This is a genomic window from Paenibacillus sp. J31P316 (assembly GCF_056269105.1).
The window spans coordinates 25,467-47,327 of record NZ_JBWDNI010000005.1; the positions used below are offsets into that span (position 1 = coordinate 25,467).

Sequence of the window (21,861 nt, forward strand, 5' to 3'; positions counted from 1 at the left end):
CTTGTTTTTGAATGAAACTCTTGAATTACTTCATCATTGAAACGCTTGAATTACTGCGCCGCTTTCCATGCATCGAGCTGCTTCTGCTGCTCGGCGATGACTTTCTCGAGACCGGCCGCTTTCAGCTTGTCGATGTACTTCGGCAGATACACGTTCGGATCGAGCGTTCCGGAACCGAGACCCGAATTGAATTCTTTGCCCACGTTCGTAATCGCCGCCACTTCGGTCTTCACGTTCGTCGGATCGAAGACGAAGCCGAGCAGGATGTCGTTCTTCGCCGCTTTGTTGAAGCTGGCGAACTTTTCCCATTTCTGCGGATCTTCGTTGGCCCACAGGTAATCGTTGAACTGATTGCCGAACAGCCACGCTTGGTTCAGGTTGTAGCCCGACGTTTGCGCCGTTACGCCGTCGGCGAAGTCGATCGTGTTGTCGCCGACTTTCTTGTAGTGCTTGCCTTCGATGCCGAATGCGAGCAGGTTGACCAAGTATTTATCCGTATACATCAGGTTGAGGAACATCATGACGCGCGCCGGATCCTTGGACGTTCTGGAGATCGAATCCATGGAGCCTTGCGTATCGCCCGTGCCGACGATCGGCTGCGTGAGCTCGACTTGCACCCATTGCACGCCGGTTTGCGTGCTGACTTCGGCGTCCTTGCCCGGTTTCAGCTGCTCCGGATATGCGAACGCTTTGCCCGCCTTCAACCCGCCGCTCAGATCCTGCAGCGTTGCCGCGTCTTTGTTGACGTAGCCGCTTTGGTACCATTTGTGAATGAGATCGTAGCCGGCTTTCGCTTCGGGCGTCTCGAGACCGTTGATCAGCTTGAAGTCGGTCGATCCCTTCGGAAGGCTGCCGCCCCCGGTTTCGAAATGGTCGAAATGGTTGAGGTTCCAGACGTTGAGCAGCGAAATGTCTTTGTTCAGGTAAAACGGCGTGACGCCCGGCTCTTTCTCCTTGATCGTATCGAAGTAAGGCTCGAGGTCTTCCAGCGTCTTGATCGTCGTAATATCGATCGCGTATTTGTCCACGAGATCCTTGCGGAGCATGACGCCGAATTGGCTGGCCATTTCCTTGTTGATCGGCATGCCGTAGTTCTTGCCGTTTACTTTGGAGCCTTCGAGCAGCGCTGGCTCGATGACGGCTTTCGCTTCCGGCGCATACTTATCGATCAGATCCGTCATATCGATGATGTTGCCTTGCGCGATTTTCGTCGTGAATCCGTTCCAGTTCGCCGTATACAAGAGATCGAAAGGCTCGCTGGAGGCGAATTTCAGGTTCATTTTGTCATCCCAGCTGCCCCAGTCGATGACTTCCAGATCCAGGGTCACGTTGATTTTGTCCTTCAAATATTTGCTCGCTTCCGCGTTGACCAAGTCCTGGTCCTTAAGTGCCGCGGCGCCTGGAACGAACCATTTGATCGTGTACGGCTCCAGCTTCGACGCGTCGGTAGCGCCGTTGTTCGCCGTACCTGTATTCGCCGCTCCTTCATTCTTGGTTCCGTTATCGGTATTCGTCGCTGCGGGGGTGTTGTTTCCGCCCGCATTGCCGCCATTGTTCGCCGTGTTGCCGTTATTGTTGCTTCCGCAGCCTGACAGGATCAGGGACACTGCAAAGGCGGCCGTTAACGCGGTTAATCCGTTTCTTTTAAGGCCTTTCATATAAACCCTCCCATTTTGGAAATAAAAATGTCGTTCTCTATGCTAACCGGCCAGGCCGGGGTTAGCCTTTCACCGCGCCGACCGTCAAGCCGGCTACAAAATAACGCTGGAAGAACGGGTACGCAAGCACGATCGGTCCCATGCCGATGATGCACATCGCCATACGAACGGTTTCGTTCGGAATCTTGGCGATTTCCGCCGCGCCGATGGCGCTGCTGCTCTGCGCGTTGGACTGAAGGAACTGAAGATTGCGCATGACGCGGTACATCATATACTGGAGATTGACCATGTCGTCGTTGCTGATGTACACGAGACTGTTAAACCAATCGTTCCAATACGACAGCGTATAGAAGAGGCCTATCGTCGCCATGACCGGCAGCGACAGCGGGAGCACGATGCCGAAGAAGATGCGGAACTCGCTTGCTCCGTCGATCTGCGCCGATTCGAGAATGGACGGATGGATCGTCTGCTGAAAGAACGTCCGCGTCGTCAGAACCAGGAAAGCGTTCATGAGCAGCCCGGGGACAATGAGCGCGAACAGCGTATCCTTGATATGAAAGAGATTCGTATAGACGAGGTAGCTGGGCACGAGCCCGCCGCCGAAAATCATCGTGAAGAAGATGAAGAACGAGAAGAAGCTCCGAAATCCGAAATCCATGCGCGACAGCGGATACGCGTACAGCGCCGTTATCATCATGCCGATCAGGCTGCCGATAACCGTTGTCGCGATCGAGATGCCGTAGCCCGTCAAGATTTTGTGCATATCGTACGTGAGATAATGGTAGGCCGCCGTGCTCCATACCCGCGGTATTAGCGAGTAGCCGTGCAACGTGATGGCATTCTCGTCGGATAAGGAAGCCGAGATGACGAGGATGACCGGGAGCAGGCAGGCGCAGCTGTAGATGAAGAAAAACAGGTTGACGATGAGATTGGAGGTCGGCGATATGCTGTTGATGCGTTTTGCTGCCGGTCTGGAAACGGCGGCCGCGGTCGCAGGGGCCTTCACGGTCGTTGTACTCATTGCGGATGTCGCTCCTTCCCTAGAATAAAGCGTTTTCTTTATTGATCTTGCGGACGATCAGATTGACGCCGAGCACGAGCACGAATCCGACGGCCGACTGATACAAGCCCGCCGCGGAGGACATCCCGATGTCTCCAAGCGTAATCAGGGCGCGATAGACGTAGGTATCGATGACGTTCGTGGTCGGATACAGCACGCCGGCATCCAGCGGTACTTGATAGAAGAGACCGAAATCTGCGTTCAAAATATGTCCGACGGCCAGCAGCATCAAAATGATGATGATCGGGCGAATCTGCGGCAGCGTGATGCTGATCGCCTGGCGCCACTTGGAAGCGCCGTCCATCAGCGCGGCTTCATAATATTCGTTGTCGATGCCGATGACCGCGGCCAAGTAGATGACGGTGGAGTAGCCGATGTTTTTCCAGATGTAGACGATCGGCAGGATGAACGGCCAATACTTCGGCTCGCTGTACCACGCGATCGCATCGAAGCCAAGCGGTTCGAGCACATGCGTATTGATGAAGCCGAACTCCGTGCTGAGCATCGAGTAGCCCAAATAGCCGACGACGACAGCGGATAGAAAGTAGGGCAGGAACATCACGCTCTGGTAATATCTCGCCGCCATCCGGTTGCGCACCTCGTTCAGCAGTATCGCAAACGTGACGGCGATCACCGGCGTGATAGTGATAAACAGCGCGTTGTACAAAATCGTGTTGCGGGTAATCGTCCAGGCGTCCGACGTCTTGAACAGAAACTTGAAGTTCGTGAAGCCTACCCATGGACTATGGAGAATTCCTTTGCTGTAATCGATGCTTTTGAAAGCAATGACCGTGCCGAACATCGGCAAGTAGTTGTTAACCAGCAAATAAATCGTTCCGGGCAGCATCATCAGCAGCAAATACCGATTCTTGATTACCTTGCGCCCGAATGCTGCAAATCCGTTTCGTTTCGCTTCCGTGTTCAGTACCATCACCTCGTGTTCATTTCGGCATGTTGGATTCGTTCTTAAGGTAATTGTAAGAGAGAACGGCAGGCGCCCGATAGGAACAGAAGTGACAAAGTTAACGTTATTATGACAAACCCCCGCCGAATGGCAGGGGTCTGATTATCGTCGTAATAGGGTTCAGCCTACGATGCCCTGATAGCGCTTGCGATACTCCTGAGGAGAAATGCCCACGGTCTTCTTGAACACCTTTCCGAAATACGAGAAATTCTCGTAGCCCAAGGAATCGCCGATATCGCTGATCTTCTGGTTCGACTCCGTCAGCAGGATCTTCGCCTGATTAATCTTGGCCAGAATGATGAAATCCATGAGCGACTGGCCCGTTTCCTTCTTGAAGAGGCGCGACAGATAGGCGGAATTCAAATAGACATGCGACGCGAGATCTTCCCGGTTAACGTCCCGGATATGCTGCCCGATATACTTCTTCACTTTCTCGATATTGGCGCGATGGTCCCCCTCATGCTGGCTGAAATATTCCATCCCGGCCGTGAGCAGCCGCTCCGCCCAGCTCTTCAGGCGGGCCAGTGAACGTGTCGCGGAGCCTTCGCCGCTCAGCAGCTTGCTGCCGACCACTTCCTTGGCCGGCCAGCCTTTCCGATGAGAGACATGGTACACCATATGAAGAAGCAGGTAGTACACCGCCTCGAGCGACTCGTGCGTGACAGGCTGCCCCGCCAGCTCCTTAAATGCCGCGTTCAGCCGTTCCATCAGCTCGGCCTTCTTGCCGGACTCGAACAGGACGGTCCATTCCGCCCAGTCGATATTCGCCGGCTCCTTCGTCTGCTTGGCGCTGCTTCGCTCGAAGCCGTGATCACGCAGCAGCAGCACCGCTTCCGTCTCCGCCACGTTGCTCTGTTCCATCTCGAGCAAGGCATGGTAGGTGCCCGTCAAACCGCCGATGGTCGAGGGCTCGCCTACATAACAGGACAAACGGCAGTAGAAATACGAGGAGGATGCCTTCATGTAGGTCCTGCAGACGGCCGTCAGCTCCTGCAGATCCATGGCCTTCTCGTCCTCATAGAGCAGCACGAACAGCACGCCGTTTGTATCCCGAATGACGCAGCCGCGGCGGGATTCCAGAAACATTTCCTCGGCGCTCTTGAGCAGCGCGTATTCCAGAATCTCCTCGTCCCGCTTGCTGAACGCCTCGCGGAATTCTTCCACGCTGAGCAGAATCGGCCTTACCCGCGTATCGGCCGCGATCGGCAAGCCGTACGCTTCGATGGCCTGCCCGAGCCGCTCTTCCGTCATCATGACGCGCGCGCCGAGCACGTCCTGCCAAAATTTCTCCCATAAGAGCGGCTTCTGCGTCTCCCAGAGCTGGGCGTATTTCTCGTAGCGCTCCGAATAGTGCCTCTTGTCCCGTTCCTGCTTCAACTTCTCGCATGCCCGCGAGACGACCTCGGCAATCTGCTTGTGCTTGACCGGCTTCAGCAAATAATCGAAGCTGCCGAGCTGGAGCGCTTGCTGCGCATAAGCGAAATTAGCATGTCCGGTGAAGAAAATCGTCAACGTATCCGGCTTGTTCTCGTTGACCCATTCCAGCAGCTCGAGTCCGTTGCTGCCGGGCATCTCGATATCGCACACGATGATATCAATCGGGTTGGCGAGCAGTTTCTCCTTCGCGGCTCCGACCCCGTAAGCGCTGAATAGACCGGTTACGCCAATCGACGGCCAGTCGATACAGTTCAGAATCGCTTCAACGGCATATTTCTCATCATCGACGACGAGCAAGTTATACATCGCTGTCTCCCCCTTCATTGTCCCGCTCCACGGGCAGCCGGATGCTGACGATCGTGCCCTCGGGCTCCCTGTCGGAGAACCGGATCTCCGCCCGATTCCCGTAAATCATGCCGAGCCGGCTCCGCACGTTCCAAATCCCGAGCCCGCCGGCCCCTTGCCCCGCTCCTTCTGCCTCGATGCCTCGCTGCAGCTGATGCAGCTTATCCGCCGTAAGTCCCCGCCCATTGTCGGCAATGATGATCTCGCAGCAGCCGCTGCCTTCTTGCAGGGCTTGCACCGTGATCGATATGACATACAGCCGGTCCCCTTCCGGCATGCCATGAATGACCGCGTTCTCGATGAACGGCTGAATGGTCAAGGGCGGCAGCGGGCAGCCGGCGAACCGCTCCGGCAGATCGACCTCGAATGCCAGCTTGTCCGGAAAGCGCAGCTTCTGAATCTCCAAATAATTCGATATATGGTCGATTTCCTCCGACAGCGTAATGAATTCGCGGTGCGCACGCGTAATGAAGCGGAAGTAATCGGCGAGATGCTCGGTCATCTGCTCGACCAGCTCGTTCTTGCGAAGCGAGGACAGACTGTAAATAATATTCAAGGAATTCAGGTAGAAATGCGGGTTGATCTGTGCCTGCAGATGCTTGAATTCAGCCTCCTGCTTCTTCAGCATGCCTTCGTAGACGTCGATTTTGAGCCTGCTGATCTGACCGGCCATGCCGTTGAACGTATCGATGAGAAACGCGAACTCGAACGAGGACCCTTCCTTCAGTCGGACGCTGAGGTCGCCGTGCATGATTCGCCTCATCCCGGACATGAGCGCCTGCATCGGCTGCAGCAGCGTCCGCTTCAAGAAGAACGAGTAGAACAGGATCACGACGAGCCCGACGACCGGAATCAGGTAGATCGCCCATTGGAAATAGAAGAGCTGCTTCAGCAGATTTTTCTCCGGCACGATCGCGATCATATGAATCGGCGCTTGAGAAAAGGAAGCGTTGACCGCAAGGTAGCCGAGACCGTTCGCCCGGTTGAATTTGCTGTACGCCTCGTTGCCCGGCTTCTTCAGGCTTTTCTCGATCTTCTCGACGTCTCCGGCGGTCAACGAAGTCGCCGTAAGCGGGATGCCTTCATTCGAGACGAGCAGCTCCTCCAATCCCGAGTCCGAGGACGTTGCGTTCAGCTCGTCGATTAACTGCTCCGCCTTGATCAAAGCCCCGACATACACGGCGGCATTGGCGTCGGCCACCTGTTCCAAACGAACGAGATAGTACGTATTATCCGCATGGATGATGTCCCAATCGTGAATGACGCGATTCTTCTTATCCGCCAAATACCGATCCAGCACCAGATGGTACCGCTCGGTCTCCCAATACGTTCGCTGGCTTGTGAGCAGCCTGCTCGGCATGTCCAGATAGACGAAGAACGTGTCGACTTCCTTATAAGCGGCCTGGTCTTGATCGAACGAAGTAAGCAGCGCCTGCTTGGCGAAGAAGTAGTCGCCGCTTTCCTCCGGATAGGATGAGAGCGCTAACAAATTCGGGTAAGACGGATTGCTGCTCACCTGTCTGAGGAGGTAGTTAACCGTCTGTCCCAGCGTGATATCCTTCTTCGCGGCCTGCGTGGAGATTAGATTGTTGTTGGACTGGGACACCTGCTCCCGCACGACGTTCATCGCATAATAATTGTTATAAAATAAAAATAAAATCAAGGGTACGGTCACGATGACGAATCCGATAATGAACTTATAGCGCAGCGTACGTTTCTTTCGGACCATGACGATCAACCCGCACCTCCGTAATTCTCACGATTCTTACAGAAATTAGTATAAACCTAGAGTAGCATTACGGCATAAAAAAAAACAGTCCGTTTCCACTGGAAACGGACTGTTTGGCGTTCGCGGCCGGCTCTGCGCCTGCGTGAAGAATAGAGCATGATCGGCTTGTTAGACCCGCTAGACTTGCGAGACTTGCTAGACTTGCTAGATTTGCTAGACTTGCGAGATCAACTAGGATTGCGAGACTTGCGGGATTTATTAGGATTGCGAGACTTGCCGAGAGTTACTAGGATCGTGAGAGTTACTAGGATCGCGAGACTTGCTAGACTCGCAACCTACTGCGCTTCAGGATCCATGCGGTCGTATACGTCCTGCTCGATGACGACCTTCGCGTCCGCCGCTGCCTTGGCAACGAGCGCATCGTAGGCTTCGTCGGCCAGCTGTGCTGCGATGCCTTCCTTGACGTCTTCGAACGCATAAGCTTCGCTTTTCTCGCGCGCCGTCACCACGGCGAGGACGTAAGCGCCGTTCTCCTTGAAGACGCCGGTATGCTGGCCCGGCTGGAGATCTTGAACGCTCGATACGAACAGAGGCGTCTCGAGCGAAGCCGCTCTTGCCGTCTCGGCGTCCAGCATGACCGTCTTGGCGGCCGCGCCTTCGACTGCCTTTGACGCGGCGGCCGCGGACTGTCCTGCGTCCAGCAGCTCCGCGATCTTCTTCGCCGCGGCCTCCGCTTCCGAATCGGTAAGGGAAGCGCCCTCCCCATAAGCCACGGAAACGGTGTCCGCGCGAACCGAATCGCGGCTCGTGAATTGATCCGCGGCCTGCTTGTCGTAGAACGCGCGAAGCTGCGCATCCGACCACGTCATGCCGCCTTCCAGCTTCTTCTTCAGATCGCCGATCAGATTGGAATTCAGCAGGCTGTAATAGGCCGATTCGGTGTATTGCTTGGGCCCGTATACGCCCTGCTGATCGTCTCCTCCGTGCGCTCTGCGTTTGTTCTCCGCTTGAAACTGCTTCAGGAACGAGGCATACGTAATATCTCCCGTCAAGCCTTCCCGCTTGGCCATCGCTTGCTGCAGCTTCAGCTGAACGACTTGCGCAAGCGCCTCCTTCTTCAGCATCTCGGCCGGCACCTCGCCCTCGAACGATGCCGTCCAGAAATCCGGCCCGGAATCGGCGTCATACTTGGCTTTAAAATACGCCGCCGTCTTCGCCTTCTGCGCCGACATCGCCTGTTGGAGCTCCTCGAGCGCGATGGGCTCGCCATTGACGGTCGCGGCGATACGGAGCTTGGTGCCGCCTCCCCGCTGCTGCAGCAACGACACGGCTGCGATTGCGGCGATCAGCAGCACGGCGGCCGCAATCGCGATGGCTTGAAGCCGCTTCTTATGGAAGAATGCGGGCGTCGGCCCGGTTATCGGGCGCGCCGGCGTTTTCAGAACTGCGTTTCTCATCGTCGCAAGTCTCCCTTCGCGTATACGGCTTCAAGCCGCCTTGACTAAACTGATACGATCAATGCGGGAACAGCGTTTTGGATGCCAGCGGATGCATCGAGCCTTTGCCGTCCCATACGAAAGCACGGATGCTCGCGCCGTTCGTATTCGCAGGCAGCACGATCGTGGCCGTCAGCGTTTGGTTCGTGAAGGTCTTCACGTTGGCATTCTCGGTCGTGGACACCAGCAGGCCGTTCGCATTGTATACGCCCACGATCAGCGTCACGCTTTGGTCGGCGTCGGTGGAGTTGACGATCGTCGTCGACACCTTCACGATGCCGCTCGGCTGAAGCGTCGTGATCGCGTTGCCGCTGCCGTCCTTGAAGACCGGCGTCGATACGGTCAAGCCGCTACCGACGATAATCGCGATTTCATTGGAGGCCAGGTCATGACCGTTCACGGTGACGACCGCATGCACATGCGCCGTACCCGCGGCAACCGCCGTTACCGTGCCGTCCGCCGAGACGGAAGCGATGGATGGCGCGTCGCTGCTATAAGCAATGGCGACGTCCTCCGCCTTCAAGTCAAGCGTCTTGCCGGCATCGTCCGCGCCAATAACGGACAGAGACGTGGTATCGCCCGTCTTCAGCTGCGGCTTGCCTGGGGTTACCGTCACCTTCGTGATGCTCTCCGGCCCGAAGTCGGCCAAATACTCGAATTTCACGGCATCCGCGACTACCTTGTCATTGGCATTATCGCTGAGCGTCACGGAACCGCCCGTGCCCGCCGCGAACTTATGGTTTCCGAGCAACAGCCATTGCCCTTGCGCGGACGTGTATTCATTGACGGTATACGACTTGTTGCCGCCGTCAAACTGAACGCGGAAGGCGGCATTCGTCGCGCGGCTTTCGTTGGCTACCCGCGGCGGCAGCCAATAATACACGGCGTAATAACCGGCCGTCGGCAAATTCGGCGTCCACGTGACCGACTTCGCGCCGCTTCCCTTGGCAGCGTAGACGTATCCGTTGCCGTAGCCGCCCGTGCCCGCTGTCCATGAACCCGTCTTCGCGGCGGCCGCATCGTCAACGATGACGGAAGCGCTCGTCGTGCGGACCGGCAGCGTGCTGCTCGGTACGGATTCATTGCCAGAGAAGTCCCGTGCGATCACATAGAACGAATAGTCCGTGTCGGCAGTCAGTCCGGTCAGCGTCACCGTATTGCTCATGATGACCGACGCCAGCTTCTCGTCCGTGCCCGCGTCATAGATGTCGCCATCCAGCGGCACGCCGCCTTCAGCGGCCGTCCATGCCAGCTTCACCGTCGTGTCCGTCCGGTCCTTGACCTGCAGCCCCGTCGGCGCGTTCGGTGCCGTCGCGTCGTTCTTGGTGCTTGCCGGATCCTCGAACAATCCGATATCCGGCGAACCCGTATAGAGCGGGTTGCCGAAGAAGTCCTTGCCGCCGTTATCGGCTACGACCCGGCCTTCTCCGATCAGCGGAGAATCGGAGCGCAGCTTGAAGCCGTTTACTTTGCCGATGCCGTCTCCGCCCGTCGGATCGACGAATTTGGGATCGACGTTCAAATTGCGAATGCCTTGGCTAGGCGGCGTCGAGCCGTAGAAATCGTTGTTGTAGAAGGCCGGTGCCGTCGGATAAGGCTGATTGCCCTGCGACGTGTAGAAAATGTTGTTGATAAACGTGGATTTCGGACTGTTCGACATGACGATGCCGTCGCCGTTGTCGTTATAGAACACGTTGTTGTAGAACAAACCTTTGTCGTTCGACGATATCGTCTGGCCGGACGCCTTGTGATGCTGATCGTTGCGGCTGAGGTTGTAGCGGTAATAGTTCGTGCCGTTCTGAAGCTGCCCCATGTCCATGACGAAGCCGCCCGTGTTATCGTGCGAGTAGTTGAATTCGTACAGATGGTCGCCTTGAGCCAAAATATCGGTATCGAAGGCAGCCGAGTCGGCCGACGCGGAATTCAAGTAATGAACGCGGGCCACTTCATTGTGACGGAAAATCGCGCCGTTCGTCTTCCATACCCAGATGCCGGCAATCCATTTGAAATCGTAGGAGTTGATGGCAACGTCGTACACGGCGTTATTCTCGATGAGCGGATGGTCCGCCACGCCGATAACGATGCCGTCGGAGCCTGTTTTGTTAATCGTATTGCCCCGGACGACGACGTTCTGATGGTACTTGGTCAGATCGTTCGTGTAGCCGTCCATATTGATGCCGATCGTCTGGATGTCGTGGATGTTGTTGTTCTCGATGAGCATATCCTTGAAGTACCCGTGCTTGTCGTCCGCGATGTTCGGCAGCCACTCCCACGCATTGACCATGATCGCCGCGTTGTGGTTCTTGTTGACCGATTCTCCGTCCGTATCGATGACCGAGTCTTCTCCGCTGACCGATATGCCCGCGACGTCGTGGATATCGAGATCCTTCAATTGAATGCCGCTCATCACGCCTTCATGGTGCGCGATGACCCACACGCCGGAGCGTCTATGAAACTCCGTCTTGTAATCATTGGGATTCGCGGCATTGAAATTCGTGATTTCAATGTCCTGAAGCGTGACGTACTGCTCGTTCTCGATCCGCACCCCGTAGCTGCCTCCGCCGCCGTTAATAATCGGTTTGACTTCTCCGCCGTATGAACCGATCGTGATTTGGCCCTCGGCGCTTCCCGAGAACGTAATATCGAGCGATTGATTCCAGACGCTGCCCGATTTCAACAGCACCTGATCGCCGGGATGCAGCTGTCCTGCGCCGCCTACCGAACTGACGTGGCTCAATGTCCGCCACGGCTGACCGGTACTTGTTCCGTTGTTGGCATCATTGCCGGATACGGAATCCACGTAATAGATCGCGCCGGCAGCCTCGGCCGCAGCCGTGCGGGCAGCTAGGCTCCCTATGTCGGCCAATTGCAACGTTAATGCGCTTAAGGCGACCAACAGGCCTGCCTTCCATCGCTTGCTTGCTTTCATCTCCCTTATCCTCCTTCAGTCATCTTGGCGTCGTACATCTTGACCACTATCGCCGCTGCTTCCGCGCGGGTCGTCACTTCGTTCGGCGCGAAGAGATTGCCGCCTCTTCCGCCCATCAGCTTCCGCTCGGCGGCCAGCGCCACATAAGGCCGTGCCCACGGAGCGATTGCATTCGTATCTGCAAAAGCAAGCTTCGCCGTATTGCCCGGCTTCCACCCTAGACCCCTGACGCTCATGGCCGACAGCTCGGCGCGCGTAATCGGCTTGCCTGCGCGGAACGTTCCGTCGTCGTAGCCGGTAATCCAGCCTTCGAGCGCCGCGATGAACACCTCGCTCTTCGCCCAGGCGGGTAAGCTTGCCGCATCCTTAAATGAGGCGGGTTTACTGACCTCGGGTGACGGATTCAGCGTCCTCACCAGCATGACGGCGAACTCCGCTCGCGTAACCGGTTGGTTCGGCAGGAAGCGATCATCCGCGTAGCCCTGCACGATACCGAGTGCAACAGCCCGCTTGATCGAAGCCTCCGCCCAATGGCCGGCAATATCGCGAAGCGCATGCCCGTTCGATATAACCGTCTTCACCTTGCTTGCGCCCGGAAGCGTCTTGGCTTCGAGCTTGGCATTCACAAGCTTCGATTCCATAAGCGAAATCTCGGCCGCTCCGTTCGCCAACGCCGTAAAGGTCAGCGTCGCCAGCGCGAACGTACCGCTGTCGCCCGAACGATCGCCGATCTTCGTATGCGCGAACGTCACGACGTCGTTCTTGACGATCGGCTGCACGCTGAAGCCGTCCACCAGACTGACGGCGCTCTTCAGCTTCAGCCGCTTGACGTCGAACCGGACCGAGGCTTCGTAAGCATAGACATCGGTCAGCGAGCTGCCGGTTATCGTGACCTTCACTTCCGAGCCGACGGCAGCATTCTGCTTGTCGATGGATAAGGCAACGGACGGCAGGGCGCCGGCCAATGCGAGCGACGGCAATCCGATGATGAGCAGCATGCCGAGCAGCAGCAGTAACGTGAATGATTTTCTAACCATGGCGCAGCCCTCTTCCCTCTGACCCCGCGCTGCCCGCCGGGAGCGGCAAACACCTTGTGCGTCGCTCCCGGCAAGTCAACCGCGGATGATTATACAATTCATGATGCGATTTGATTCGTCATTCGATCTGTTATTCGTTCTGTTAGTCGATCTGTTAGTCGATCTGTTATTCGTTCTGCTATTCGTTCTGTTAGTCGATCTGTTAGTCGATCTGCTATTCGTTCAGCCAGTCGTCAAGGATCATTTGCGCGATGGCAGCCAGCGAACGAAGCGTGATTTCGCCTTCGTTGAACAGATCGGCTTTCTCGATTGCCGACCAGTTCGGATCGGAGGAAGTCATGCCGAAATATTTCGCCAGGATCGAGAGATCCCGGATCGTGATGCGGGTTTCGCCCGGTACGAGCGTTACCAGCTGGCCTTTGAACGTTTGAACGGCCGACTGGAGCGCCGTAACGGCTTGATCGACGACAGCCTGGGCGGCGCTGGCATTGTTAAGCACGCCGTTCGCTTGGCTGATTGCCGCTTGCAGCGCAGCTTTGGCAGCCTGCGAGTATTGGCCGACCTTGCTGCCTTCGATGGCTGCGTCGTACGTGGACTGCGCCGCTTCGATGGCATGCGTAAGGGCTGTTTTGTCGGAATCGACCACCGGAACGTTGACGCTGTCCAAGAATGCGTCGACGGCGGCTTGAAGCGCGGCTGCCGCATCGGCGATTGCTTCCTGGGTTGCGGATGCGTTGTCGGCGACCGCTTGCGCGGCGTCGATCGCAGCTTGAAGCGCGGCTTTCGCGCCGGCAGGATATTGACCCGCTGCGCTGCCTTCCACGGCTTCGTCATGCGTTTGCTGCGCGTCGGCGATTGCCGTTACCAATGCGGAATGATCGGCTGCCGTCAGTTGGATCGAGACGGAGCTGTCCGCTGCCGTGATGAGATCCGTTTCGTTGGACAGCTGGAATTCCTGCATGGACACGGTTGTCTCGCCTGCCGCGGCACCGGCCTTGGCCGTCGCATGCAGGGTGAACAGATGCCCTTGCGCCGCGAAATCCGGAACCGTGCTGCCGAGCAGTACCATAATTTCGCCTTGAGCCGGTTTGATCGCGGCATCGAGCACGCTCAATCCCGATACGGCGGACGTGACGACGCCGGATGCCAGCCGCGATGGATGCTCCGAATCAACCGCGAAGTCCAGCTTATCTTTGTCGTAATGAATGACGGCTTGCAGCACGTTGTAATGCGCATCGCCACCCCCGAGGAAGCCGGCCTCTAGCTCGATGGCGCTGCCCGCTACAGCACTATCCGGTCCGCTAAGCGTTCCTCTCGGTTCGCCGGAATCGTCCGGAACCGGATCGCCAGGCGTGAAGGAGAACGTGACGCTCGTCGAGCGAGCAATGCCGTCTCCGCCGACGGATACGGTATAGAGACCGTTCGCATAGGCGCTGCCCGTAATCGGGAAGGTAAAGGAATAATGGCCTTGGCTGTCGCTCGCCGCTTGATCGACGTATGCGATCGCGCCGTTCGGGTCGGTCACGAGCAAGGTGACGTCTTTGCTCGAACCGTCGGCCCTTTGACCGGCGACCGTAATCCGATTCGTATTCTCGTCGACGCTGACGTCGGCGGTTATGGCTTGCACTGGCGCTGAGCCGGCTTCAAGATCCGCTTTGCCCCACTGTCCTCTGTTCTTCTTCAACGTCTCGCCAGTCGTCGTCCACCCCCACTGCCCGCGGCCGCTTGCGCTGCCGTCGTTCAGCACGGCGTTCAGCAAAATCCGTTTATTGTCCCACGGATTCGTAATGCCGAGCTCGCTGAGCGGAATGGCCGCTTCCAGCGTGTAGCTCTTGCCGTCCACCGATTTCGTTCCCGCAAGCGGAATCGTCGGGAAGGAGAAGTTCGAATTGCGGTAGACATAGGATTGCGGGCCGTTGCTGATGCTGCCGCTAATGACGACTTGCACGTCGCTGGCCAGCATCGTATTCTTCTTGTCCGGGAACTGGCTATAGTCGGTATCCTCCGTGCCGAAGAACAGCTCCAGATTGTCTCCGCCCCACAGGTTCGTGCCCGTGTTCTCGTTGATCATCGGCGTCGGATCCGCAATGACCGCGCCCACGTACAAATTGTCGGCGTCATAGCTGAAATACACCTTCGCGCCGTGGTCGTCGCCGTTCGTATCCGTGATTCCGGTCAGCGTAATGGCGTTCGCGCCCTGCCATCCGCCTGTCGGTTTGCCGTTGTCGTCCAGCTCGACGGTGCCGTTAATGCTAATTGCTCCGGCCGCCTGCTTGATGGTCGTCTGCCCCGGCGTTTCGACCGGCCCGCTGTCGTCCGATGGATCCCCGTAGCCGATCGCCACGCGGGTCATCTTCGGATGCTTCATGCCGTAGAGCTCGCCGGACGTAAAGGCCGGCAGGCGGACTTGCACGAAGCGCGTGCCCTCAGGCAGGCTGCCGATATCGACCGACGTCGGCACCCAGTTGCTGTCATAAGCTACTGCCGGCTTATGATAGGAACTGCTTTGCGTCGCGTTCGTGTAGGTCGTGCCGTCCGGGGACGCCCATACCTCGAAATATTTCGACGGAAGGAAGTTGAAATAGCCCTCCGCATATACGCTCTTGGCTTCTTTGCCTGCCGGAACTTCGTACGTCAGCCCTTTGTCCTCCAACGTGGCGTCGAGACGCTCGACATTGGACAGGTTGCTGAAGGTCTGCACGTCCCAGTCGACATTCGTCACGGCATGCAGGTTGCTTGTGACCGCGCCCGCAGCCAGCTTATTGAAGGACGCCAAAGTATCCACGATGTAGTCGTTCGCCGCCGCGGAGGACGCCGTGCTGGTGAGCGTTACATTATCCAAGGAAAAATTACCGAACTCCGAGTTGTTGAAGAAACTCGCCTGCGGCAGCCGGATATGTAAATACTTCGTCCCCGCCGGTACCGATCCGGATACATACGAAGCTTTCAGCTGATCGCGGCTCGTCATCAGATCCGGCTTCTGCTTCCGCACCATCGTGACCTCGTCGCCGTCCGTGAACGTACCGGAGGCGCTGTCGTACTCGGCCTCGAACACCTTGAGATCGTCTGCCTCCGTATACTTGAGCGACCACTTGAAAGCGTTCACATCGATCGTCACGCCTTTGAAGCTGGTGCTGCCGGCGTAATAATACAGATCCCCCGGCCCCGTAACCCCTCCGTTCGCCGCGTTCACGCCCGATTTCATAAATACATTGTCCAGCGTATCTAAGGTGTCTTTGAATTTGCCCGTTCCGTCGAACGCAACGGAGCTTCCCGTTATGTCCCCGGCTGCCGCGCTTGCCTCGCCCGCTGCAATCAGCCCGTTTGCGCTGCCCAGCAGCAGGCTCATCAGGCTCAGCGTTTTCAGCCATTTGAACTTCCCGCCCATTCCTTCATCTCCTTTTTCGCTGTATGAAAGACTTGCCATGCCCTATAATGGTACATTTCGTATCAGAGCGTTGACTAGGAAGTAATGTGCCGTTGTTAGCGTTTTTATGACTTCCTGGAAAATTGCGCGCTGACAAATCCCGTGTCGGTTCAAGGGAAAATGATTCTTTTCGCCCTTGCTGGTAGTTGAGGGGGGAAGTAGGTAACAATTTGTAGCTTTCCGGTGATTATAATGTCGAAATGCAAACTACGTAGACACCGAGGGTGATGGCGCGCAGCAAAAAAACGCCCCTCGAGAAGGTCGGCGCTTTCGGCGATTATGAGGTTTTGGCCAGTGCTTCTTATCTAGCGTTTGAGAGATTTTTCATTGAAATCCTTAATGAGTTGCTCGGATTCCATCGTGGCTTCCGCTCTGTTTGTCGCAGGCGCCGTAATCATGAAGCCGTCGGATTCCGACCATGGACGCGCATCATCATTCGCAATCAATTTTATCGTAAACACATCGAAATCGTCATTGATATAGATGGCACCATACATAAAGAGTTCCGGGACTTTTCGGCCTCCAGCATCCGTAGATTGGAACGACGCAAATAGCGAACTGAAATTTTCTCCGCCGTAGTAAAGCTCAAGTTCAGCAATATTTTTCGGGAGTTGCGGAACCTTCTTCCCTTCAAAGTCAACCGTGCCATGAAAAGACTTTTTGCCATTGATATGATGTCGCAGCTTCCCGTCCAGATTCATTTTGATAGGCTCGATAATGCCTTCCTTTCCGAGTTGATAATAGACGCCATCTATCGTCTTCGTATATCGTTTGGGCGTCAAATACCAAATGCAGCCGATAACGGCTATGCCGATCATAATCAGGACGATCGTTTTGATCTTCATTCCAGCCCCCCTTATCTGTTGCATGATCCTATCCTTACGGCTCCGATGGACTTACGTTTCACCAAGATCAACATGGGTGCAGGCATAAATGTCGCGGCATGCATAACCTAACATTTTACAGCTCTGTTACATCATAACTTACAGAAGCGTATTCACGAAGTAGGAGATGCCCGCCGTTTTGGTTGGCCATCATCTAAAGAGGAGATGAACGTATGGGTAAATTAAATGGTCCCCCTGGACCTCCAGGACCGGTAGGACCGCGAGGGCCCCAAGGTCCTCCCGGCCCCCCAAGGGCCTTCGTAGAGGGACCGCAATTACTTCAAGAACTTGCTGGAGCTATTGGAGCCGCTGGACCTGCCGGACTTGCTGGAGCACTTGGGCCAGCCGGACTTGCGGGACTTGCTGGAGCACTTGGGGCAGCCGGACCGGCTGGACTTGCAGGGCTTGCCGGAGCGCTTGGGGCAGCTGGACTGGCGGGACCAACTGGTGCAACGGGAACGGCAGGCCCAGCAGGGGCAGCAGGGGCACCTGGCCCCGCCGGACCAGCTGGTTCCGTGGGAATTGTAGACTATAGATTTTCAGGAAGTAATGACCCTGTTCTTTTTGTAAGTAATCAGATGAAACGCCGTTTGCCATGGTTGAACTCACCTTCCCGCCTATCACTCTAACAGCGAATCAAGTCGTGAAATTAGATGCCTTCTCGAATACCAATTTGATGAATGTTCAAAGTTATTCGGTGAGCAGCTTTATATCCAGAAATCCCGGAGACACTGTCACGATTGACAATGACGTGGTATTCCAAAATCCGAATCAGCCGAATTTCGAACAACTAATGGTTACGACCAGCCTTACTTGGGTGGATAACCCGGGACCAGGAACTTATAATTACACGTTCACCATCATTGCCTTAGCCCCATTTGGAATATCTGAAGGTTCAATCAATAGTCGAGCATTAACGGCCGTGGTGATGAATACCGCCTGAACTGCCTTAAAACAGGTACCATGCGCTTCATCCTCTGCTACGTCGCATTCTATGCCCATATCGCCGGGCTAAGGCAACCGATCCGCTCGGCATCCTTCTTCCCTGTCTGTATGAAGAAGCGTTCACCTTAGTGCAACGATACGTCGGTAACCGACACTTTCACGGAGAACTGCTTCAACATGACTTCCTCGTATTTCTCCTTCTCCGTCTCAGGGAAATCCATGAGCACAGGCGTAATGGTCACCGTCTTCGTCCCGGCAGCTAGCGGCTCGCCCAGCAGACGGACATTTTCCAGGTAAGTTTGTTCAGCTAGCGGTAAATTCCGATCATCTACGCGGCTGCTGGTGACGCTGGTTACGAAGGATAACACGTCGCCGTTATCGGATTGAATCCTATATTTCATTCCATACCGACCGTGATCTCTATACTGATCGACCAGCTTCTTGGGCAGTTCCCATCGCAGCCTCCACTCGGACGCGAGCGGGGAATTGCGGGAGCCTGTTGCCTCGAATACGACGGCATCTTCTGTAACGGAATAATCCGCGCCATACAAACGGGAGGAAACAGACCCCGTCTTACGGACGCTCAGCTGGAAGCTCCAGTCGCCCGGCAGGGTCATTTGTCCAGGATGCTCCCCATCCATGAAAGCGAGCTGCGGTACAGTAACATGGAGCTCAAGGAGATCCGGCATTTCTTTATCGAAGAAATAATTGACGATCCCAACGCGGTCGTCGCCCCACTTCGCACCGGAATCGGATTTGACGATTCCCGGGTCGAGCTTCTTGATCTTCGAATCCAGTTGGAAGGCAGGCGTAATATAAAGCCTACTGCCATCCTGCTTGCCTTCTCCGACCAAGGAATAACTGAAGGACAAGCGTAAACCGTCGAACGTTGCTTCGTGAATGCGCAAGATGTATCCGTTACTCTCTTGTTCAGCTAGAATGGGCAGCTCGGAAGCCGCATGCTGGGCATCGCTTTCGTCGCCGGCAAGCCCCTTGTCTCCCTGCCAGGAAAAGATCGAATGGATGAAAGGCTTGAACGCATCCGCGAAGCTGCTGCTTCCTGCAGCGAATAACATGCTACCGGCAATTATGCAGAAAGCTAGGCACGCGACTATAGTACGCTTACGAAGCACGGAAGAAGCACGCGCTTTGACAGGCGTGGCGGTTGTGACGGATGTTACGGTCGGATCGGATGAATTGGAGGCGTCCGCCATTTTAGTAGGGAGTCCCTCCAATACGGCGTCGATTCGCATTCTGACCTCGTTCGGCAAGCCGCTCTTCGGATTTATTCGATCCCTTAGCCGATCATCAATTGTGGAATGAAACCGATTCATTTCAATTCCTCCTGTGCTTCCGTCTCTTTCCATGCAGAGGCAAGCTTCGCACGAGCGCGGTATAGTCTGGATTTAACGGTATTTTCCGATAGGTCGAGCAGGTGCGCAATCTCTCTTATCGAAAGATCGTCGATGTAATAGAAGACGACAACCTCCCGGTGATCCAGATCGAGCCCGCCCAATAGATCTTCCAATTCTATCCGAGCGGATGGGCTGGTTTCGCTGACTCCCTGTTCATGGTTAACGGACAAGGGAACATATTTGCTGTTTTTCCTGAAAATCTGTCGGCATTCATTAATGAGAATTCGGGTAAGCCAGGTACGAAAATACAACGGATCCCGCAGTTTACCGATTCCATTGTAAGCGTTCAGAATGGTTTCTTGAATCGCATCGGCGATATCCGCATCATTCTTCAACAATCCTTTGCCGATGGCATACATCATCTGTTCGTTCTCGCGAATAAGCGAAATAAAAGCATCCTTCGACCCGGCAATCGCCAAGTTGACAACAGCTTGTCCATTCAATCGCTCTGCTCCTTCATCCTGTTCTGTGATTACAGTAATTAGATGTGAAAAAGGGGCAGGCGGTTGCATCAGAAAAAAATAGTTTAAAAGGATTCCTAGGTAAGAAATTCAACAAACCTAAACGACCGCATCTATGCTTCAATAGGTGCGGTCATTTAGGTTCAACGATCGTTCTCTGTTTGTTAATCTACTTCCCGTACTTCCCTTTATCTTTCGCCTTGATATATTGCTCTTCTCCTGTTCCGATCGCGATATATTCCGACGTTTTTATCCCATTGATTTTATATAATTTCGTACCTGCCGGATATGTATTAGAGAAACCGTTCGAATAGATGCCTTCACGGTCGGAGTAGCTTTTGACCTCTCCGATTTGCTCCCCTATGTCTTCAGGAGTCACTTCTTCATTAAGGACTTTATAAATGTCGTCATTGAGGATGACAAACGAGTAAGCCCAGTCTGCGCTTGAATTGGAACCCGAACTCCCTTGCGAACCACAGCCAGCTATCAAGCCAGTAGCTAGTAAAATACCAATAAGAATTCTACCGTTCATGAATAAACCCCCTCGTTAAATGAGCCCCTCCCAATTTATGACGAAAATGGATGGTCATTGTTGCAATGAGAGCCTAAGAACGATCCCTTCATACAAAATAATCTTCATTGGAGCCTTCAGTTTTTTACTGGTATGCCTTGACTCCCAGCCTGTTCTTGCAGCTCATTGAATAACTGTTTGGTCTGAAGCGAATCCTTATCGTTATAGAAAATATACGTATCCGCTAGCTTGATTTTGATATACGGCGGATTGTTTTTGAAAATATACAGCCTCGTTTTCCCCAGCTCTTTCAAGCGAAAATGTCCGCGTGCGCGATCAGCCGTGGATTCGCCGTTCGTTTTCTTGCCGGAGGGCACGTCTTCGACGAGTGATAGTTGCTCGACTTCGCTTGCCTCGAACGCCATGGAATACATCGAATAATCAATCTCAATGCGATGGTTTGGCGTAATGGTTAAGCGCGGAGAGGTTAACTCCGACCGAATGAGCAAGAATGAAACCCCAATAATGAACAGTGCCGTAATCCCTACGGTACCCCACACAATAGATTTTCCAACCACGGTTGCCGTATTGACTGTCGCGCCTATGCCCACCCGCTTCTGTACGAAGACGCTTTTATCGTCAGGATTATGGTAGGTGAAGCCGTTGGCCCAGTATTCATCATCATCGGTATAGACCGTTTTTCCATCCTGTTCCAACACTTCCTGCTCCAGGGCGCTTATTTTACGATAGACATAGAAAACCGCGCCGACCGGCAGCGCACTAAATACCAGCACGATGGTCATCCATAGGCCGTACATGCCTTCCGTCTCGTTAACAACGAACACACAGATGAACAGAACGTGCACATTCTCAATGATGCCCAGGATCAGCCAAAGATAAGATAACGCTCTGCGTCTCGACTGATTTAAGCTTACATTCACATCGCTATTCAAACTAAATACCTTAGCCTTCGTTCTCCGCATGCCATACGAAATGAGCAGCAGAACCATGGTAAGGAATAATCCGCTTGCGGCAACGCCAAGGGACTGAATTTCTTCATTCGCTGCCCAGATTAGTAAACCGATCGCCATCGCAAAAGGGATCGTAAATAGCCATATCGATGCTGAACGTTGATTTTTCAAGCGCGCGACACGCAGATCGCTCTGAATAACCCTCCGCGTACCTACGAACCATTCATGTTCGCGTTTCAAAGCCAGTGTATCTCGAAACGCGCGACGAAATGGAGTAACCATGACGATAAAAAACGCAGGAAGCCAGACAAAAAAATAAATCATTTGATAAGCGGTCCAGACGTAGAGCAGGACGAATGGAATAAGAGATGCCATCATCCAGAGACTGACTTGTCTTGTCTGCTTATTGAAGCGTGCCTGAACGTTACGAATCTCCTCGTGATCCATCGCATCCGCAGGCAAGGTAACGGCGAACAGAATTCCGTTCTTGTATGTCGCCTGAGGCTTGTAGGTGACGAGCAAAGCAATGTAACAGATCAAAGCTGAACTTAAAACAATCGCCGTCAACGTCAACATGGAACCCACTCTTTTC

At 54.8% G+C, this 21,861-nt stretch carries 14 protein-coding genes; all 14 read right to left on the reverse strand.

Features of this window, described 5'->3' with window-relative positions; genetic code table 11:
• Positions 1-50: 50 nt before the first annotated feature.
• Positions 51-1,658: an ABC transporter substrate-binding protein gene (locus AC0YNU_RS17725; protein WP_475758933.1), complete on the reverse strand. Its 1,608-nt coding sequence runs from the start codon at positions 1,656-1,658 to the stop codon at positions 51-53.
• A 61-nt stretch (positions 1,659-1,719) separates the two neighbouring features.
• Positions 1,720-2,679, reverse strand: a complete 960-nt coding sequence (locus AC0YNU_RS17730; protein ID WP_475758935.1) for a carbohydrate ABC transporter permease — start codon at positions 2,677-2,679, stop codon at positions 1,720-1,722.
• Positions 2,680-2,698: 19 nt separating this feature from the next.
• Positions 2,699-3,649 (reverse strand): ABC transporter permease, encoded by a 951-nt coding sequence (locus tag AC0YNU_RS17735; RefSeq protein ID WP_475758938.1) that lies wholly within the window; start codon positions 3,647-3,649, stop codon positions 2,699-2,701.
• A 153-nt stretch (positions 3,650-3,802) separates the two neighbouring features.
• The gene (locus tag AC0YNU_RS17740; protein WP_475758940.1) at positions 3,803-5,425 is read right to left on the reverse strand and encodes a response regulator transcription factor; all 1,623 of its coding nucleotides are present in this window, start codon (positions 5,423-5,425) and stop codon (positions 3,803-3,805) included.
• Positions 5,418-7,193 (reverse strand): sensor histidine kinase, encoded by a 1,776-nt coding sequence (locus AC0YNU_RS17745; RefSeq protein ID WP_475758942.1) that lies wholly within the window; start codon positions 7,191-7,193, stop codon positions 5,418-5,420. Before AC0YNU_RS17745 ends, AC0YNU_RS17740 begins: the two co-directional genes overlap by 8 nt.
• Before the next feature lie 335 nt (positions 7,194-7,528).
• Positions 7,529-8,650, reverse strand: coding sequence for a peptidylprolyl isomerase (locus AC0YNU_RS17750; protein WP_475758945.1), 1,122 nt, complete (start codon positions 8,648-8,650; stop codon positions 7,529-7,531).
• Positions 8,651-8,708: 58 nt separating this feature from the next.
• Complete coding sequence (locus tag AC0YNU_RS17755; protein WP_475758947.1) at positions 8,709-11,618, reverse strand: golvesin C-terminal-like domain-containing protein; 2,910 nt, start codon at positions 11,616-11,618, stop codon at positions 8,709-8,711.
• 5 nt (positions 11,619-11,623) lie between these two features.
• Positions 11,624-12,655 (reverse strand): S-layer homology domain-containing protein, encoded by a 1,032-nt coding sequence (locus tag AC0YNU_RS17760; RefSeq protein ID WP_475758949.1) that lies wholly within the window; start codon positions 12,653-12,655, stop codon positions 11,624-11,626.
• A gap of 214 nt (positions 12,656-12,869) precedes the next feature.
• Complete coding sequence (locus AC0YNU_RS17765; RefSeq protein ID WP_475758952.1) at positions 12,870-16,043, reverse strand: sugar-binding protein; 3,174 nt, start codon at positions 16,041-16,043, stop codon at positions 12,870-12,872.
• 344 nt (positions 16,044-16,387) lie between these two features.
• On the reverse strand, positions 16,388-16,927 hold the full coding sequence (locus tag AC0YNU_RS17770) for a hypothetical protein (RefSeq protein WP_475758954.1): 540 nt from the start codon (positions 16,925-16,927) through the stop codon (positions 16,388-16,390).
• Positions 16,928-18,036: 1,109 nt separating this feature from the next.
• Positions 18,037-19,245: a DUF4179 domain-containing protein gene (locus AC0YNU_RS17775; protein ID WP_475758956.1), complete on the reverse strand. Its 1,209-nt coding sequence runs from the start codon at positions 19,243-19,245 to the stop codon at positions 18,037-18,039.
• Complete coding sequence (locus AC0YNU_RS17780) at positions 19,242-19,769, reverse strand: RNA polymerase sigma factor (protein ID WP_475758958.1); 528 nt, start codon at positions 19,767-19,769, stop codon at positions 19,242-19,244. Before AC0YNU_RS17780 ends, AC0YNU_RS17775 begins: the two co-directional genes overlap by 4 nt.
• A gap of 187 nt (positions 19,770-19,956) precedes the next feature.
• Positions 19,957-20,319 (reverse strand): hypothetical protein, encoded by a 363-nt coding sequence (locus tag AC0YNU_RS17785; RefSeq protein WP_475758960.1) that lies wholly within the window; start codon positions 20,317-20,319, stop codon positions 19,957-19,959.
• Between the two features lie 116 nt (positions 20,320-20,435).
• The gene (locus tag AC0YNU_RS17790; protein ID WP_475758963.1) at positions 20,436-21,845 is read right to left on the reverse strand and encodes a DUF5808 domain-containing protein; all 1,410 of its coding nucleotides are present in this window, start codon (positions 21,843-21,845) and stop codon (positions 20,436-20,438) included.
• Positions 21,846-21,861: the final 16 nt, after the last annotated feature.

Coding starts and splice junctions, on each gene's coding strand:
- AC0YNU_RS17755 (WP_475758947.1), bottom strand. CDS start 11,618: ATGAAAGCAAGCAAGCGATGGAAGGCAGGCCTGTTGGTCGCCTTAAGC.
- AC0YNU_RS17770 (WP_475758954.1), bottom strand. CDS start 16,927: ATGAAGATCAAAACGATCGTCCTGATTATGATCGGCATAGCCGTTATC.
- AC0YNU_RS17765 (WP_475758952.1), bottom strand. CDS start 16,043: ATGGGCGGGAAGTTCAAATGGCTGAAAACGCTGAGCCTGATGAGCCTG.
- AC0YNU_RS17750 (WP_475758945.1), bottom strand. CDS start 8,650: ATGAGAAACGCAGTTCTGAAAACGCCGGCGCGCCCGATAACCGGGCCG.
- AC0YNU_RS17725 (WP_475758933.1), bottom strand. CDS start 1,658: ATGAAAGGCCTTAAAAGAAACGGATTAACCGCGTTAACGGCCGCCTTT.
- AC0YNU_RS17785 (WP_475758960.1), bottom strand. CDS start 20,319: ATGAACGGTAGAATTCTTATTGGTATTTTACTAGCTACTGGCTTGATA.
- AC0YNU_RS17730 (WP_475758935.1), bottom strand. CDS start 2,679: ATGAGTACAACGACCGTGAAGGCCCCTGCGACCGCGGCCGCCGTTTCC.
- AC0YNU_RS17740 (WP_475758940.1), bottom strand. CDS start 5,425: ATGTATAACTTGCTCGTCGTCGATGATGAGAAATATGCCGTTGAAGCG.
- AC0YNU_RS17775 (WP_475758956.1), bottom strand. CDS start 19,245: ATGAATCGGTTTCATTCCACAATTGATGATCGGCTAAGGGATCGAATA.
- AC0YNU_RS17760 (WP_475758949.1), bottom strand. CDS start 12,655: ATGGTTAGAAAATCATTCACGTTACTGCTGCTGCTCGGCATGCTGCTC.
- AC0YNU_RS17735 (WP_475758938.1), bottom strand. CDS start 3,649: ATGGTACTGAACACGGAAGCGAAACGAAACGGATTTGCAGCATTCGGG.
- AC0YNU_RS17745 (WP_475758942.1), bottom strand. CDS start 7,193: ATGGTCCGAAAGAAACGTACGCTGCGCTATAAGTTCATTATCGGATTC.
- AC0YNU_RS17790 (WP_475758963.1), bottom strand. CDS start 21,845: ATGTTGACGTTGACGGCGATTGTTTTAAGTTCAGCTTTGATCTGTTAC.